The sequence below is a fragment of the Clostridium neonatale genome (assembly GCF_001458595.1).
GTDB lineage: Bacteria > Bacillota > Clostridia > Clostridiales > Clostridiaceae > Clostridium > Clostridium neonatale.
In genome coordinates this window covers 97,182-114,938 of record NZ_LN890324.1, presented here as the reverse complement: position 1 = coordinate 114,938, position 17,757 = coordinate 97,182, and the positions used below count along the sequence as shown (strand labels likewise).

General features: G+C 29.9%; 13 protein-coding genes. 11 read left to right on the top strand and 2 right to left on the bottom strand.

What is annotated here, in order from left to right; all coding sequences use genetic code 11:
• Window positions 1-124 precede the first annotated feature (124 nt).
• From carA to BN2920_RS00950, 5 genes are all read left to right on the top strand, one after another.
• Window positions 125-1,174 (top strand): glutamine-hydrolyzing carbamoyl-phosphate synthase small subunit, encoded by a 1,050-nt coding sequence (gene carA / locus BN2920_RS00970; RefSeq protein WP_058293200.1) that lies wholly within the window; start codon window positions 125-127, stop codon window positions 1,172-1,174.
• 12 nt (window positions 1,175-1,186) lie between these two features.
• Entirely contained in the window at window positions 1,187-4,399 is a 3,213-nt protein-coding gene (carB, locus tag BN2920_RS00965; protein WP_058293199.1) for a carbamoyl-phosphate synthase large subunit, read from the top strand.
• A gap of 216 nt (window positions 4,400-4,615) precedes the next feature.
• The gene (locus BN2920_RS00960) at window positions 4,616-5,188 is read left to right on the top strand and encodes a DUF4489 domain-containing protein (protein ID WP_058293198.1); all 573 of its coding nucleotides are present in this window, start codon (window positions 4,616-4,618) and stop codon (window positions 5,186-5,188) included.
• Window positions 5,189-5,318: 130 nt separating this feature from the next.
• On the top strand, window positions 5,319-6,005 hold the full coding sequence (locus BN2920_RS00955) for a hypothetical protein (RefSeq protein WP_058293197.1): 687 nt from the start codon (window positions 5,319-5,321) through the stop codon (window positions 6,003-6,005).
• A gap of 171 nt (window positions 6,006-6,176) precedes the next feature.
• Window positions 6,177-6,413 (top strand): hypothetical protein, encoded by a 237-nt coding sequence (locus BN2920_RS00950; RefSeq protein ID WP_058293196.1) that lies wholly within the window; start codon window positions 6,177-6,179, stop codon window positions 6,411-6,413.
• Window positions 6,414-6,462: 49 nt separating this feature from the next.
• Here the strand turns inward: BN2920_RS00950 and BN2920_RS00945 are convergent, their stop codons facing one another.
• Window positions 6,463-7,572: an HD-GYP domain-containing protein gene (locus BN2920_RS00945; protein WP_058293195.1), complete on the bottom strand. Its 1,110-nt coding sequence runs from the start codon at window positions 7,570-7,572 to the stop codon at window positions 6,463-6,465.
• Window positions 7,573-7,683: 111 nt separating this feature from the next.
• Window positions 7,684-9,582 (bottom strand): type I glutamate--ammonia ligase, encoded by a 1,899-nt coding sequence (locus tag BN2920_RS00940; RefSeq protein ID WP_058293194.1) that lies wholly within the window; start codon window positions 9,580-9,582, stop codon window positions 7,684-7,686.
• 296 nt (window positions 9,583-9,878) lie between these two features.
• Here BN2920_RS00940 and murI point away from each other — a divergent pair, with 296 nt between their 5' ends.
• The 6 genes from murI (at window position 9,879) to BN2920_RS00910 (ending at window position 17,691) form a co-directional block, all read left to right on the top strand.
• The gene (gene murI, locus BN2920_RS00935) at window positions 9,879-10,655 is read left to right on the top strand and encodes a glutamate racemase (RefSeq protein WP_058293193.1); all 777 of its coding nucleotides are present in this window, start codon (window positions 9,879-9,881) and stop codon (window positions 10,653-10,655) included.
• A gap of 83 nt (window positions 10,656-10,738) precedes the next feature.
• Complete coding sequence (locus BN2920_RS00930) at window positions 10,739-11,263, top strand: peptidylprolyl isomerase (protein ID WP_058293192.1); 525 nt, start codon at window positions 10,739-10,741, stop codon at window positions 11,261-11,263.
• Window positions 11,264-11,421: 158 nt separating this feature from the next.
• The gene (locus BN2920_RS00925; RefSeq protein ID WP_058293191.1) at window positions 11,422-11,793 is read left to right on the top strand and encodes a DUF3783 domain-containing protein; all 372 of its coding nucleotides are present in this window, start codon (window positions 11,422-11,424) and stop codon (window positions 11,791-11,793) included.
• Between the two features lie 3 nt (window positions 11,794-11,796).
• The gene (locus tag BN2920_RS00920; RefSeq protein ID WP_058293190.1) at window positions 11,797-12,468 is read left to right on the top strand and encodes a helix-turn-helix domain-containing protein; all 672 of its coding nucleotides are present in this window, start codon (window positions 11,797-11,799) and stop codon (window positions 12,466-12,468) included.
• A 141-nt stretch (window positions 12,469-12,609) separates the two neighbouring features.
• Complete coding sequence (locus tag BN2920_RS00915; protein WP_058293222.1) at window positions 12,610-16,308, top strand: S8 family peptidase; 3,699 nt, start codon at window positions 12,610-12,612, stop codon at window positions 16,306-16,308.
• A gap of 60 nt (window positions 16,309-16,368) precedes the next feature.
• A complete protein-coding gene (locus BN2920_RS00910) occupies window positions 16,369-17,691 on the top strand; it encodes a peptidoglycan-binding domain-containing protein (protein ID WP_058293189.1) in 1,323 nt (440 codons plus the stop codon).
• Window positions 17,692-17,757 lie beyond the last annotated feature (66 nt).

The following is a 17,757-nucleotide window of genomic DNA, read 5'->3' as shown; positions in this document are numbered from 1 at the left end:
AGTAAGGTCACACAGGATAGTAAAAAGAAACAGTTTATTATTGTATTCTTTTTGTTATCCTTTTATTTTATTCAAATTTAAGGTGTAGTTTTAGCTAAAAATATATATTGTAGGAGGCTTAAGCATGAAGGCAAAGCTTATATTAGAAAATGGAATGATTTTTGAAGGTAAAGCTTTTGGCTACCTTAAAGAAAGTGTTGGTGAAGTAGTATTTACCACAGGTATGACAGGATATCAAGAAGTATTAACAGATCCATCATACTATGGTCAAATAGTAACTATGACTTATCCACTAATAGGTAACTATGGAATTAATCTTGAAGATATGGAATCTGATTCAGTAAAGGTAAGTGGATTTATTGTAAGAGAAAAGTGTAACTTACCAAGTAATTTTAGATGTGAATTAGATTTAGATAATTATTTAAAACAAGAAAAAGTCATTGGGCTTGAAGGAATAGATACAAGAGCATTAACAAAGGTGCTAAGAAATAGCGGTACAATGAAAGGAATCATTACACTAGAAAATGTAGATGATGAATATGTAAAAGAAAGACTTGAAAGTTTTTCAAACAAAAATGCTGTTAAATCTGTAACTGCAAAAGATTCATATGTAATTGAAGGTACTGGAAAGCATGTAGCTATAATGGATTTTGGCATAAAGACTAATATAATAAGAAACTTTAAAAAGAGAGGGTGCAAAATAACTGTATTCCCTGCAACAGCAACAGCTGAAGAGGTTTTAAACGTTAATCCAGATTTAGTATTCTTATCAAATGGCCCTGGAGATCCAGAAGACTTAGATTTTGTTGTAGAAAATGTTAAAAAGATTGTTGGCAAGAAACCAATAGTAGGAATATGTTTAGGACACCAATTATTAGCTTTAACATTAGGTGGAAAAACAACTAAATTAAAGTTTGGTCATAGAGGCTGTAACCATCCAGTTAAAGATTTAGAAAGAAATATCGTTCATATAACTTCTCAAAATCATGGATATGTTGTACAAACATTACCAGAGAATATGGAAGTTACTCATGTAAATATTAATGATGGAACTGTAGAAGGAATGAAACATAAGCAATTACCAATATATTCAGTACAATTTCATCCAGAAGCATCAGCAGGTCCACAAGACAGTGAATATATATTTGATAGATTCTTAGAATATGCACTATAGGAGGTTACGAAAATGCCATTAAATAAAGATATAAAAAAGGTTTTAGTTATAGGATCAGGTCCAATAGTTATAGGTCAGGCGGCAGAGTTTGATTACTCAGGAACTCAAGCTTGTGAAGCTTTGAAATCAGAAGGAATAGAAGTTGTACTTGTAAATTCAAATCCTGCAACAATAATGACTGATAAAGAAGTTGCAGATAAAATATACTTAGAACCATTAACTTTAGAATTTGTTGAAAAAGTTATAGCAAAAGAAAGACCAGATAGCTTACTTGCAGGAATGGGTGGTCAAACAGGGCTTAACCTTGCAGTAGACTTATATGATGCTGGAATTTTAGATAAGTATAATGTAAAAGTAATCGGAACATCTATTGAATCTATCAAAGAAGGAGAAGATAGAGAACTATTCAGAGATATGATGAATAGAATTGGAGAACCTGTTATAAAGAGTGAGATTGTAACAGATCTTCAAGCAGGATTAAATTTTGCAAATGAAATAGGGTATCCAGTAATAGTTAGACCAGCATATACACTTGGAGGTTCAGGTGGTGGTATAGCTGAGAATGAAGAAGAATTAAGAACTATATTAGATTCAGGTCTTCAACTTAGTACTATAGGTCAAGTATTACTTGAAAAGAGTGTTAAGGGATGGAAAGAAATAGAGTACGAAGTTATGAGAGACTCTTATGGAAACTGTATTACAGTATGTAACATGGAAAACATAGATCCAGTTGGTATACATACAGGAGATAGTATAGTTGTTGCTCCATCGCAAACTTTATCAGATAAAGAATATCAAATGCTTAGAACAGCATCAATAAACATAATAAATGCAGTAGGAATTGAAGGTGGATGTAATGTACAATTCTCATTAAATCCAACTACATTTGAATATGCAGTTATAGAAATAAATCCTAGAGTTTCAAGAAGTTCAGCTTTAGCATCTAAAGCAACTGGTTACCCTATAGCTAAGCTTGCTGCTAAGATAGCATTAGGTTATGGATTAGATGAAATAATGAATGCGGTAACTAAAAAGACATATGCATGTTTTGAACCAACATTAGATTATGTTGTAGTAAAAATTCCAAAATGGCCATTTGATAAGTTCTTTGGTGCAGATAGACAACTTGGAACTAAGATGATGGCGACTGGTGAAATAATGTCTATAGGAGCTAATTTCGAGCAAGCGTTCCTAAAGGGAATAAGAAGCTTAGAAATCGGAAAATACTCTTTAGACCATCCTAAGTTTAAAGAACATAGCATGTCTGAGCTTAAAGCATTAGTAATGAAGCCAGATGATGAAAGAATCTTTGCTTTAGCAGAAATGCTTAGACGTGATTATATGATTGATAAGATTAATAAATTAACAGGTATAGATTTATTCTTCTTAGAAAAAATTAAATGGATAGTTGAAGAAGAACAAAGATTAAAATTAAGTAAGATTGAAGATTTAGATAAAGAATGGTTACACAGCTTAAAGAAAAAAGGATTCTCAGATAAGGCTATAGCTGACATGCTAAAAGTAAGCCCAGATGATATCTATAGATTAAGAGATATATGGAATATTAAGCCATCATACAAAATGGTTGATACATGTGGTGGAGAATTTGAAGCTTTATCACCATATTACTATTCAACTTATGAACAATATGATGAGGTTGAAATATCAGATAAAAAGAAAGTTATAGTTATAGGATCTGGTCCTATAAGAATAGGTCAAGGTATTGAGTTTGACTATGCTTCAGTTCACTGTGTAAAGTCATTAAAGAAACTTGGAATTGAAACTATAATAGTTAATAATAACCCAGAAACAGTAAGTACAGACTTTGATGTTTCTGATAAATTATACTTTGAACCATTAACAGAAGAAGATGTTTTAAATATAATAGAAAAAGAAAATCCAGATGGAGTAATACTTCAATTTGGTGGTCAAACAGCTATTAAATTAGCAAACTTCTTAAAAGAAAAAAATATTGTAACTTTAGGAACTACAGCAGATCAAATAGATATGGCTGAAGATAGAGAAAAGTTTGATGAATTACTAGAAAGATTAGGAATATCTAGACCTAAGGGTAAAGGGATCTGGTCGCTTGAAGAAGGATTAGAAGAAGCTAGTAGATTAGGCTTCCCAGTACTTGTTAGACCTTCATATGTAATTGGTGGTCAAGGTATGGAGATAACTCATGATGAAGAAGAATTAACATTTTATTTAGTAAATGCATTTGCTAAAGATAAGAAGAATCCAATACTTATAGATAAGTATCTAATGGGCAGAGAAATTGAAGTAGATGCAATATCAGATGGAGAAAATGTATTAATACCAGGAATTATGGAACACTTAGAAAGAGCAGGGGTGCACTCTGGAGATAGTGTTACTATGTATCCAAGTCAAAATATATCTGATGACATGAAGGGCAGAATTTTAGATTATACTAAGAAGTTGGCTTTAGCAATAGGCATAAAAGGTATGATAAACATTCAATTCATAGAATTTGAAGGAAATCTTTATGTAATTGAAGTTAATCCAAGAGCATCAAGAACAGTACCATACATTAGTAAGGTAAGTGGTGTTCCAATAGTAGATTTAGCTACTAATGTAATGCTTGGAGCAAAACTTGTTGATTTAGGGTATGGAGTAGATATATATAAGGAACCGGAATTAGTTTCAGTTAAAGTTCCAGTATTCTCAACTCAAAAATTACCTAACGTTGAAGTGTGCTTAGGACCTGAAATGAGATCCACAGGAGAAGTTTTAGGTGTAGGTAGAAATGTTAAGGAAGCACTTTATAAAGGGTTTGTAGGGGCTAATATGTATCCATCAAAGGAAAAAGGAAAGATACTTGCTACAATTAATAAGCATAACAAACAGGAATTTTTAGAGATAGCTAAAGATCTTGCTAAAGTTGGATATACATTTATGGCTACTACAGGAACTTGTAAATTATTAAAAGATGCTGGTATAGAAGTTGAAGAAGTTAGAAGAATTAATGAACAAGAGCCTAATATACTTAATGTAGTCAAGAATAGAGAAGTGGATTTAGTGGTTAATACTCCAACTAAAGGAAATGATTCTAAAACTGATGGGTTCTTAATAAGAAGAGCAGCAGTTGAAAGAAACTTAGGAGTTATAACAGCATTAGATACGTTAAGAGCTATAGCAGATGTAGAACTTGAAAAGTTAGATGAAAATAAAGATTTAGAAGTATTTAATATAGCAGAAGTATAATATAGAAGAGCTACCGTTAATCGATAAGATTAACGGTAGTTTTAATTTTATTGTCTACTTTTTAGGGTAAAGTTCAAATTTTACGGGTAGTCCTGACTATTTCGAAATATTTATCCATGTATATAACACATTTTGATATAAATATCATAATATATACTATAATCTGTGAAGATAAAGATTAAGTATACAAAAGTTTAATATTTTTGGAGGTATATTATGAATTTAATATCAGAAGATGAAAGACTTGATGATTGTAGAGGAGAAAGAAGAAGAGGGCGTAGAAATTCGTGTAATTGTTCTACTACTAGTTCAAGAGACTTCACTACTACTAGCTCAAGAGAATGTTGTTCTACAGAAGGTGGAAAATCTATATTAAGATGTGGCTGTGCAAACGCTGGTCCTTTTCCAATACTTGGAACACAAGGGCTAATACCATCATTACCAATACCAGTAGGTAGCGTAACTATAGATACTTGTAATTTATGCAAACCTTCAGTATTAATAACTGCAAACTTATTGATCAATACACCGGCAGCTTTATTATCTAGTTTAACATTTAGAATTGTTAAATGCGTAGATGGCTGTTCTCAATCAGTAGGAGGCAGTTTTACTTTCTCAGATGCAATTGAAGCTTTATCAAGTAGTTCATTCACATTCTCATTCTGTGACTGTTCTTCATGCAATGGATGTGTAACTTATTCAGTGGAAGTTACATCAGCAACTTTATTACAAGCTGGAACAACAGTTGGAGGAACAATTTCTGCACTTGCAGTAGAAAATCTTTGTTAGCAAGTTTTTTAATTTGGGGTATTACAATTTGTAATACTCCTATTAATTTATCAAAATAATATTATACTTTTGTTATTTTAATAAATTGTAATGAATATATTATATTATAGTAACTTAATAGGAGCTTAAAATGTCGGAGATGAATGATTTAAATGAATTAAAGTGTGAGTACTACATTCCTATGGGAAAGCCTGGATCTATTGTTATAAAGGCACCTGTAGTACTTTCAACACTAAAAATATCAATTCCAATAAATAAAAGAATAAACTTAAATACTAAGTGTTCAAGAATTGAAATAATATCAAATAAAATTTCTATAAAGAAACCAAAGTTTAATAGAGATAATAGACTTGCAATAAATGGATATATACATAAATATATTAAATACTTTAATAATAATTCTAATAAGAATATAGGTAGAAATTTAGAAGTAAAGATTCCTATTAATTCAGAAATATTAATTAATTTTGATCAAATTCCAATTTATAATCCTGTCAGTAATAAAAATATTTTTTATGAAGAATCAAAAGCAATTAAGTGCGACTTTGAATGTATAAAACTTATTAGTGATTGTATAGCACAATCAGAATATAGATATTTTAATGACTCATTATTAGAATTAACTGTAACATTGACCCAAATTCAAAATATATTTATTCCTGAGCCTGATGGAGATTTTGTTTTAATTACTAATAACCTAAAGCCAAATCAGTTTAAAAATAATGGGGCTGAAAATAAGAATAGTCATTATTTAGTTGGATATGATAGTAGCAGAGGCTTAATTGCTAATATAATAGAACCTAATAAAAAAAGGTAGAAAAAATGCGGCTAAAAATTATTTTAACTATTTTTTAGTCGCATTTTTTATCTATTAATAAGATTATTTAAATAAGAAAGATAAAATAGAAATATTGACATACGAATATATGTTCGATATAATAAAAATATAAATTGTGAACATATGTTTGCTAAAAAGGGGATGTGTACCATGAACAATGAAGGTAATTTTTTTGTAAAATTAAATTGTAAAAATATCGACAGTATAAGAAGTTTAATAGTGGACAGGCCGATTAAAGATATAGATCAAAAAGAAAAATACATAATGTGTGCTGGAAAATATGATAAAAATGGATGGACAATAGTTTTTAGGGCTAGGACATATCAAGAAGCTGAGAAGTTAGCTAGTTTAAATCCATTTGAATATAGAAGATCAAAGGTAAGTTAAAAATTTAGTATATAAAAATATAAAAAGCAATTCTTATAAGAGTTGCTTTTTATACTTCATATTGAATATTAGATATAACAACTGAAAGTTTTTCTATAAGATTAATTATTGAACCAATCTTTTTAGAGTTATCACTTTTGATTATTTCGATAATAGGTCTTAGTGGAAAGTTAGGCAATGTTTCTTTAACTATTCCTATGTCACCGTTGCTAAGTGAAACAATAGTTCCTGCTGGAAACGGTATTATTACTTTTGAAAAAATATTCACTATATTAAAATCAAATGCAGATCCAGCATTTGACATTAGATATTCAACTGCATCACTTGGGCATAAGGCACGTTTATAAGGTCTATCAGATGTAAGAGCATCATAAACATCTGCCACTGATACTATTCTAGCTAAATGATTTATTTCTTCACCAAGTAATTTATTAGGATAACCTAATCCATCAAATCTTTCATGATGTTGAAGGACTATTGAATTTATATGTGAACTAAAGTTGTATGTTTTTTTTATAAAATCATAGCCTTCTTTAGGATGATTTTCTATTATTTTAAATTCATCTTCTGTTAAACGTGATGGTTTTTGTAATATCTCTTTAGGAATAAATGATTTACCTATATCATGAATAAGGGCACCTATACAAAGATATTTTAGATGTCTCTTAGGTAAATTTAAACTGATTCCAAGTACAAGAGAAATTACCGCTACATTAACACTATGCGCATATGTATAGTTGTCCATACTTTTTATATCTACAAGAGAAAGCAAGACATTTTTATTATTTAATATTTCTGAAATAAGTTCTTCTGCTAAATCATCAATTGAATGAAAATAATCTTGTTCTTTTTTGGTATAATCATTAAATTTTCTTTTCTCAAATTTATGTATGTTAGCAATTCTTTCAATGTCGGCAAATGTTTCCTTAACAATTCTAATAGCTTTTTGCCTTAGTTCTGGCTTTATTATATCTTCAATCTCTTCAGAACTATATTCATCAATTATATATAACGAATATATATGTAAATATTTAACTTTATCTATTAATGATTTAGTTAACACGCATCCTGACTTTAGCAAAACTCTTCCATCATAAGCGTATATACTTTTACCCAATATTGAATTTTCTCTAACACACTCAATAGGAATTAATCGCATCAACATCTACCTTTCATTGGTTAATAACTAAATTATATCATAAAAATATTATAAAATGAGAAAAACTACTAATAATTATTTTATAAAAAATAGTTATTAGCAGTTTTTTTATTAAATATCTAAAAGATTTTGCTTATAATCAGAATAATACTGTCTTAATCTTGACATTTTATCTTCTAATTCAAGATATAATCTTGATGCTTCAGGATAGTTTTTATTTGAAAATGCTTCTTTAATTTTAGTAAATAAACTTTTACTAGTATAAGTATCTTTCATAATTTCTAATCTTAAATCATTTATCTTCATCCAATTAGAAACATCTAAATCTAAAGCTTTATCTAAAGAATGAAGACATTTATAACTACGAATTTCATCTTTATAGTTAGAAATTACTCTTTTTGTTATTTCAGTAGTCCATCTTTCAATAACAGCTAATCTAAAGCTATTTAGGATAGAGTCAGTAAATACATCATTTCTCTTTAGAATATGAAGTTTTGAAGGATTGTTTTCTAATTGAGATATATTTTCGTAAATAGTAGCAGGTGCTTTTCCAAAGAATTTGTTTCTTTCAGATTCGCTATAGTCATCAAAAATATTCTTTTCAGTTCTATATGCTCTAGATTTTTCTAAATAATCTGCAGATTCACCAGGCTCTTTTGATAATTCAGCTAGTAGAGCATCTGCATCTTTATTATTTTCAACAGCATATATAATACCATCAAGCATAGCCATGTAAGAAGCGGCCATTACAAGATATGTATTTGAATGAGGATTTGGGGATCTAAGCTCAAACCTTGTAGCCATTGGAGAATTGATATCTCTAATTAATCCTGCAAGAACTGTTCTATTTCTTGATGGATTATCTGGAGATAAACCAAGTGATGTTACTGTACAAACAGGGGCTTCAAATCCAGGCTTTAATCTTTTTAATGAGTTATTAGTTGATGAAACAAATGGATTTACAATTTCATAATTTCTAAGAAGTCCCATTATTGCTCCATAACCTATAACACTTAGAAAATGATCTTTAGTACCATTAAATATATTGATTCTTTTACCATTGTTTAATTTAAGACTAACACCTAAATGAGTATGCATTCCAGAACCAGCTACATTTTCTATTGGTTTAGCCATGAATGTAACGTCTAGTCCATTTCTTCTGAATGTTTCTTGAATAAGTATTCTTATAAAAAGTTCGTTATCAGCAGCTTGGACTGCATCAGAGAACTTCCAGTCGACTTCTAATTGTTCCATAACATGATCATAGTCTCCAGAAGAGTTTAATTTAGCTCTAACTCCACCAACTTCTTTATGTCCCATTTCAGGTTCGAAGCCATACTTATCCATTAAGATTAAAGTTTCTTCTAAAGCAGTTCTAACAGAACCTTTTGTCCTTGTCCAATATTGTTCGTGTAAAACTTGTGAAGTAGATAATTCTTCAACCTCTGCAACATTATTTGGAGTCTTAACCCAAAATTCTAATTCGGTTGCTGATGTAACAACAACTTCATCTATATCGTTAACTGTAATATCAAAAGGTTTTAATGTTTCAGGATTAGTATTAAAGATGGTCATTAAGTTTTCTTTAAATGTAGTAACAGCTGAAGATAAGATGTGCCTTGAATCTACAGCTTTATTATCATGATATAAGAAGCAAGGGATTCTTAATGTTCCAATAGGCTTGTCTGTTTCAGAATCTATATAGTTGTAATTATAGTCAACCAACCATTTACAATCTAAATCAATTACCATATTTACTTTAGCATTATCTAGAGTTGCAATTCCAGGTAAAACAACTGATGAGCCATCAGTTTGTATTGCTACACCTTGTAAAAAGTCATCTAAGTCTTCTAAAAAAAGATTCATAGGTATTTTTTCATCAGTATCATTTCCAGATAAGTCTATTCCAACAAAAGAAGCAAATTTTATTTCTGGATGGTTATTTAAGATCTCTCTTAAGTCTTTAGAATTATGATTTTTCTTTTCAATTGTATAAATTAAATTATTCATACGGTGTTTATTACAACTCCGTTGTTGTAATAAAACATTCACATCCTTTCTATAATATCGAATAAAAAAAAGAAAAATCTTTTTAATATTCGTTATTTTCATCTAAGAAAATTTTATTATAAGCTGATAATACTGTCAATAATTAATATATAGAATATGAATCTTATTTATTAATATCTCCATTATATTTCAATGTAAGGAAAGTTTATGAGTTAAATGTTTATTTGATTATGGATTTATTAATGATAAAGTAATAAAATATTTATAGATAATTTTAGAAGTGGAGTGACAGTGCTTTGGATATAAAAAATAATCCTATAGGTTTTTTTGATTCAGGAGTAGGTGGACTAAGTGTCATGAGAGAATCTATCGCTATAATGCCTAATGAGAATTATATATATTTTGGTGATTCAAAAAATGCTCCTTATGGAACAAAATCTTTAGAAGAAGTTAGAAAACTTACTTTCGATGCAGTTGAATTTTTATTAATGAAAAATGTTAAAGCTATAGTTATTGCTTGCAACACGGCAACAAGCGCGGCAATAGAAGATCTTAGAAATAAATACACAGATATACCGATAATAGGAATAGAGCCGGCTATAAAACCAGCAATAAGTTTGAATAAAGAAGGAAATATTATTGTTATGGCAACTCCAATGACTCTTAGAGAAAATAAATTTAAAGAACTTATGAATAAATTGGATGATAAAGGTAACTTAGTACCATTACCATGTGCTGGTCTTGTAGAATATATAGAGCAAGGTATATTAGAAGGCGATGACTTGGAAAGTTATTTAAAAGAAAAATTAAATCCTTATTTAAAGCCTAAAATAGCATCAGTTGTGTTAGGATGTACTCATTATCCATTTGTTAAAAGAACAATATCTAAGGTCTTAGGAGATGATGTAGCGATCATAGATGGAGGCCATGGTACATCTTTAGAGTTAAAGCGTAAGTTAAAAGATAAAGGAGAGCTAAATGACAGTAAAGAAAAAGGAAAAATAGAAATTTATAATTCTAATAATGATAGTAAAGTTATAGATTTTTGTTATAATTTAATAAATACCAAATAAAGCTTCAGTTTATAAAATGAATTGAAAGATTATTTTGAGTAAATAATATTATTTAAGATTGTACTTTGAGAGGAGAATTTTCAATGAAAAACCCAATTGTAACAATAACAATGGAAAATGGCAATGTTATTAAGGCTGAATTATATCCTGAAATAGCACCAAATACAGTAAAGAATTTTGTTGACTTAATTAACAGAGGATTTTATGATGGATTAATATTCCATAGAGTTATTCCAGGATTTATGATTCAAGGAGGATGTCCAGAAGGAACAGGAATGGGTGGCCCAGGATATTCAATAAAGGGAGAATTTACATCTAATGGATTTAAAAATGATTTAAAACATACAAAAGGTGTGTTATCAATGGCAAGAGCTATGCATCCAGATTCAGCAGGAAGCCAATTCTTTATTATGGTAGCAGATGCTCCACATTTAGATGGACAATATGCTTCATTTGGTAAAGTTATAGAAGGATTAGAAGTTGCTGATAATATAGTAGCTCAAAAAACTGATGTATATGATAGACCATATGAAGATCAAGTTATAAAGAGTATGACAGTTGATATGCATGGTGAAGCTATTGAGGAACCTGAAATAATTGAAGAATAATACATAGTGTAAAATGGAAATATAAATATATTATAGAAATCCCTTAATAGGGATTTCTATAATTATAATAGAGAAAATGAAGATTCATTAATCATAGATATCTTGAATTTATAATAAAAATTTATAAAAATACTAATAGAATAGGGAGGTTGGCAAGTTTGGCTATAAACTATAAATGTATATTAGCATATGGATTAACTGATGAAGAATTTGATAAGATTCAAAAGAGAAGAATAAAAGTAAAAAGAGTTACAAATTCTGATGCTTCAAATAAAATTATTGATATTTTATGTGGTACTGAAGTAGAAAATAGTGAAGAAGAACTTCCAGTAGGTGAGAAAGCACTTATTTTTAATGGATATAATGATAAAGAGCTAAGAGGCGTAATAAAGTTTATTAGAGGCTTTATTGAAGGGGGAGTTCTAGCTGTAGTCACGGAACAATCAAGTAAATGGACTCTTAAATATTTATTAGAGCATCTAATAGAAGAAAGAACTATGTATGAAGAATATAAAAAAGGAGAGAAATAAAAAATGAGTCGTGTAGGCGAAAAGATAAAAATGGCTAGAGAAAAAAGTGGAATGCCAGCAAAAGTACTAGCTAAAAAACTTGGAGTAGCAGAAAAATTTATAAATGAAGTTGAAATGGGAAGAAAAGTTGCCCCAGAATCATTTATAGATAGAGCAGCAAAAGTACTAAATGTTGATTTAAATGACATTAGTATGGTAGTCACTGATGAAGCTCTTATGGAAGAGAAAAAAACGTTAAAAGAAATGCCTAAAAAGAAAATAGAAGCTTCATCAGAAGTATGGACAGATGCATTTTCATCAGTACTTAAAAATGTACCTATATATGATTATTCATTAAGTAAAAATAATGGATTTAAAGAAATGCCAGTACATTCAAATAAAATAGAAGGCTACCCTCAAGATAAAGTTTGCTATTTGCAAATTGAGGATGATGAAATGAGTGGCTTTAGAATAATGAAGGGAGATTTAGCTTTTGCTCATAGTGTAAAAGAAGTTAGTAATAATGGAATTTTTTTATTAGATTATAGAGGCAAAAGAAAAGTTAGACAAGTAAAGACTTTAGGAAATTCTAAAATTTTATTAGTAAGTAATTCTGGCAGTTTAATAACTGAAACAATGGAAATAAAAGAAGTTAATGTAATTGCTAAATTAGAAAGAATCGAAATTAAATTATAAATGAAATTATATGTATGAGATAGATTGTTAATGTATAAATCTATCTCATTTTTTATATAGTAATACATTTACAAAGTAATATATGAAGATAAATATTCATACTATTAGTATAAATATTATTCAATTATAGAGGTGATTATTATAGCAGAATTAGATCCACAAAAATCTGCAAAGATAGATGCATCATTAGGATTATTAAATAATGTACCAAGCACTGTGTTAAATAGACTAAATAATAAATTAAATTTAATTGGAGACGCAAACTTAATAGAGGTAACAATTTTATATAGAGATGAACCGATTGAAGTTAAAAAATTAATTGAAGGTCTAGGAGGAACTTTTCAAGATTTAGGTTTTAATTTTGCAATAGTAGGGATCCCAGTAGACAGAATAGTAGATTTGGCTAGAAGCAACAGTATACAATATATTGAATTGCCACAAAATTTATATACATCAGATTTAACAAGTAATAGGGAATCATGTGTTCCGCAGGCAACATCAACATACAATGTTAATGGAAAAGGAATACTTATTGGATTCATAGATTCAGGAATTGATTATACTCATCCAGCATTTAGGAATAGTGATAGAACTACAAGAATTGAATATATATATGATTTAAGTGATGGAGGAAAAGTATACAACAAAGAAAAAATTAATGAAGCCCTAGAAGCAACAGATCCATACTCAATAGTTCCATCAATAGATATAACTGGACATGGTACACACGTTGCTGGTATTGCCTGCGGTGGAGGAAATATTCCGAATTCTTATAAAGGAGTAGCTACAGAAGCATCTATAGCAATGGTCAAGGGCACAAGAGGAAATTGGGTTTTAAGTACTCAAATAATGAAGGGATTAAAATTTTTGTTAGATAAAAGTAAAGAATTAAATATGCCATTAGTTGTTAATATTAGTTTGAGTACTAATAATGGGGCTCACAATGGAAGTAGTTTATTAGAACAATATATTAGAACAATAGCAAATTTAGAAAGGATAACAATTGTAATTGCAGCAGGGAATGAGGGAGATTCTGCACATCATACTGGAGGAACATTTGAAATTATTCAAAATCAATCATTTAGTATAGCAAGAGATGAAAGTCTAATAGTTATAAATCTATATAAATCCATTTTGCCAGATATAACAATAAATATTAGAAGTTCAACGGGAGAAGCAAGTGGAAATATAAATATAAGAGAAGGATATTTTCAAGGAAATGTTGGTAGAGATAGGTATGATATATATGTTTCGGGACCAAAACCTTTTGAACTTAATAATGAAATTCAAATAGTTCTTTCTCCAATAACATCAAATTATATTACTGGAGGGCTATGGACAATATCAATTGATAAGATAAACAACTATGAAGGGGTATATTCAATTTGGCTTCCAGTTTCAAAAGGACTTAATCAAAAAACTAAATTTTTATCACCAGTAGCTTCAAATACATTAGGAATACCAGCAACTGTAGATAATATAATTGCGGTTGGAAGCTATAATCCTGTAACGAGAAACTTATCTAGTTTTAGTGGGAGAGGAGCAGAAAACCTAAGATATCCCCTAAGACCGGATTTAGCAGCACCTGGAGAGAATGTAATGGCACCGATACCTAATGGTGGATATGATAGAAAGACAGGAACATCAATGGCAACTCCTCAAGTGTCAGGGATTTGTGCATTACTTATGGAATGGGGGATTGTTAAAGGAAATGATTTTTATTTATATGCACAAAGATTAAAGTATTATTTAGTAAAGGGATCTACTAGAAAAAGAACTGATATAATCTATCCCAACTCTTCATGGGGATATGGAGCAGTTTGTGCATATGATAGTTTTTATTTAATTGAATCGACAATAAATTCAATTTTAGCTGGAAGGCAACGTGATTATACAAGAGATTACTATAGAGAAAGTAACAGTGTAGATTTAAATACCGATAATATATTATCCAAGTTAGGGGTGAGTTGTATAGGGAATGATTCAGAGAATGCAACCATATCACCTGATGATCTAATAGGAATAATTGTACAGATATCAAATCCAGAAGTTGTTGAACAGATAAAAAAAGGCATGCCAGATGCTGCAATAGTTAGGCTTTCAGATGCGTTTATTATAGTAATAACGCCTTATAAAGACATAAATAAGCTAGGAAATTATAATTTAGATATTATTCCTAATATAAATCCACCTGTATACACATTAAGTGCACTATCACCAGTAGAGGCTAGTGGGGCGCCCTTGTTTGTGAATAATCCCTATTTAAGATTGGATGGAACTGGAGTATTGGTTGGTATAATAGATACAGGAATAGATTATTTAAATGAAGAATTTATGCTAGAAGATGATACAACAAGAATTGAAAGAATATGGGATCAGACCCTTAAAGCAACAGAAGAAGTACAAGGCATAAAATTAGGAGTTGAGTATACCAAAGATCAAATTAATGAAGCTATAAAACTATATAAGGGTGGTGGAGATCCATATAGTATAGTTGCTAGTAAAGATAATGTTGGTCATGGAACAATGACAGCAGGAATAATTGGAGGAAGAGGACGAAATCCGGCATTATTAGGAGCAGCTCCAAATTGTAAATTTGCAGTTGTTAAACTTAGAGAGATGAGTAAAGCTGAATCAATTTATGCAGGCGTATCTAAAGAGGGAATTAATAAGTATGGATATATTGATATAATTTTAGCTGTTAGATATTTGAACAATATAGCATTGCAATTAGGGATGCCTATTGTTTTTCATATACCTATGGGAACTAATACAGGAGCACATGATGGTAATAGTTATATAGAACAATTATTTGAAAGTCAGTCAGGTAGAAGAGGTTTTGTTCCAGTAGTGGGGACTGGAAATCAAGGTGATACTCAAACACATACAGAAGGAAAAATTAATAAAACTGAAGATATGGTTTCAGTTGAGGTAAAGGTTGGAAAAAATCAAAAAGATATGAATTTTCAATTCTATTTTTTGAAGCCAGATAAAGCGTCTATTGGAATTGTTTCTCCTTCAGGAGAGGTTTTAGAAAGAGTTAATACTAATCTTAAATCAATAACAGATTATAAGTTCATTTATGAAGGGACAATAGTATGTATACATTATTTGATTCCTGATAATATATCGGGAAATGAAGTAATAATTATTAAACTTAGAAACTTAAAGGAAGGAATATGGACCTTTAGGTTATATGGAGATTATATTGTTGATGGAAGATTTTGGTCTTGGCTACCGCAAAGAGAATTATTATATGATGATACTAGATTTCTTTCTCCACTACAGACATCTACATTAACTGTACCAGCAACAGGAAAAAATGTTATTGTTTCTGCATATTATAATCAATCATTAAATACTGTAGTGGCTGAATCAGGACGTGGTTACACTATAGATGGAAGAGTAAAACCAGATATAGCTGCAGGTGGTGTAGATGCAATAGTTACAAAGCCAGGTGGTGGGACTACTGTTGCTACAGGATCATCAATAGGATCATCAGTATTAGCTGGATGCTGTTGTTTAATATTACAATGGGCTATTGTAGAAAAGAATGATATTGAGATAAATGTTAATAAAATGATAGCTTATATAATAAGAGGGGCTAAGACTAGAGAGGGTGACACATATCCAAATAAAGATTGGGGATATGGAATGCTTGATTTAGAAGGGGTTTTTAATGCTTTAAGAAAACGGAATTACGAAAAAAATAATGATTTATATCTAGAAGATACTGTTGAAGAAATTAAGTATTTAACGTATTCTGATTTAAATAAATTAAGGAATGGAAATAGCATAATTGAATTTAATATAGGAAATTTATTTTGTAGGATTCCATAGTAACAAATAGAAATTTATAACATATAATGATTAAGTAAAAATAATATTTGAGGAGTATCTATGGCAGATATAGGAAGATTAAAGGTCCAATGCTTTAGAGGAAATGATTATATTCCCATTGATGGAGCTAAGATTACTATAAGAGGAATAGGAGAATTTGCAACAAATAGAACTATAAATCTGACTACAAATTCATCTGGGTTAACTGAAGAGATTGAAGTTGATGCACCACCGATAGAGTATTCGCTAAATGAAAATAGTAATAAAACACCATATAGTTTGTATGATATAACTGTAGAAAGAGAAGATTTTGAGCCTATAAGTATAAGGGGATGCCAGGTATTTCCGGGTGAAGTAGCATATCAAATATGCAATTTAAGTACAGATCTTAGATCAAGAAATACAAGGCAAGAAGTTATAAATATTTTACCAAACACATTATATGGAAACTTTCCACCCAAAATACCAGAAGAGGTTGATAAGCCATTACCACCACCAACATCAGGGGTAGTGCTACCGCAACCAGTAGTACCTGAATATATAGTAGTACATCAAGGCAGCCCTAATGATGCATCAGCTCCTAATTATAAAGTTGATTATAAGGAGTATATAAAAAATGTTGCATCATGTGAAATTTACTCAACATGGCCAGAAACAACAATACGTGCAAATGTTTTTTGCATAATATCATTTACTTTAAACAGGATTTATACTGAATGGTATAGAGGAAAAGGAAAGAATTTTGATATTACAAGTTCTACAGCTTATGATCATGCTTTTAATTACGGAAGAAATATTTATGACAGTATCAGTGCTATTGTAGATGAGATATTTTCTACTTATGTAAGAAGAATTGGAAATAAACAGCCACTTTTAACTCAATATTGTGATGGTAAAAATGTCAAATGCCCAGAATGGCTAAGTCAATGGGGAAGCAAATATTTGGGCGATCAAGGAAAATTACCATATGAAATTTTAATGTATTACTATGGAAATGATATTGAGCTTGTTACTGCTGAGAAAGTTGAAGGAAGCCCTCAATCTTATCCAGGTTATGATTTGACAATTGGATCAACAGGAGAACCTGTAAGAACTATTCAGGAACAATTAAACAGAATAGCTCGAAATTATCCTTTAATACCTAAAGTAGCTCAGGATGGCGTTTTTGGAGAAACAACAGCAGAAGCGGTGAGAACATTCCAAGGAATATTCTCTTTACCAAAGACTGGTGTAGTAGATTATGCAACATGGTATAAGATATCAGATGTATATGTAGGCGTTACTAGAATTGCTGAATTAAGGGGAGCAACAAATAGAATATTTGTGCCACCTGTAGCTCCTAGAAAAGATAATGATATAAAAATTCCAAGTTTTTATTATTAAATATGAGAAGACTGTTGCTATAATATTTTCAACAGTCTTCTTATATTTATATATAGCTATATATAA

Coding starts and splice junctions, on each gene's coding strand:
- BN2920_RS00945 (WP_058293195.1), bottom strand. CDS start 7,572: ATGCGATTAATTCCTATTGAGTGTGTTAGAGAAAATTCAATATTGGGT.
- BN2920_RS00930 (WP_058293192.1), top strand. CDS start 10,739: ATGAAAAACCCAATTGTAACAATAACAATGGAAAATGGCAATGTTATT.
- BN2920_RS00910 (WP_058293189.1), top strand. CDS start 16,369: ATGGCAGATATAGGAAGATTAAAGGTCCAATGCTTTAGAGGAAATGAT.
- BN2920_RS00920 (WP_058293190.1), top strand. CDS start 11,797: ATGAGTCGTGTAGGCGAAAAGATAAAAATGGCTAGAGAAAAAAGTGGA.
- carA (WP_058293200.1), top strand. CDS start 125: ATGAAGGCAAAGCTTATATTAGAAAATGGAATGATTTTTGAAGGTAAA.
- carB (WP_058293199.1), top strand. CDS start 1,187: ATGCCATTAAATAAAGATATAAAAAAGGTTTTAGTTATAGGATCAGGT.
- BN2920_RS00950 (WP_058293196.1), top strand. CDS start 6,177: ATGAACAATGAAGGTAATTTTTTTGTAAAATTAAATTGTAAAAATATC.
- BN2920_RS00960 (WP_058293198.1), top strand. CDS start 4,616: ATGAATTTAATATCAGAAGATGAAAGACTTGATGATTGTAGAGGAGAA.
- BN2920_RS00955 (WP_058293197.1), top strand. CDS start 5,319: ATGTCGGAGATGAATGATTTAAATGAATTAAAGTGTGAGTACTACATT.
- BN2920_RS00940 (WP_058293194.1), bottom strand. CDS start 9,582: ATGAATAATTTAATTTATACAATTGAAAAGAAAAATCATAATTCTAAA.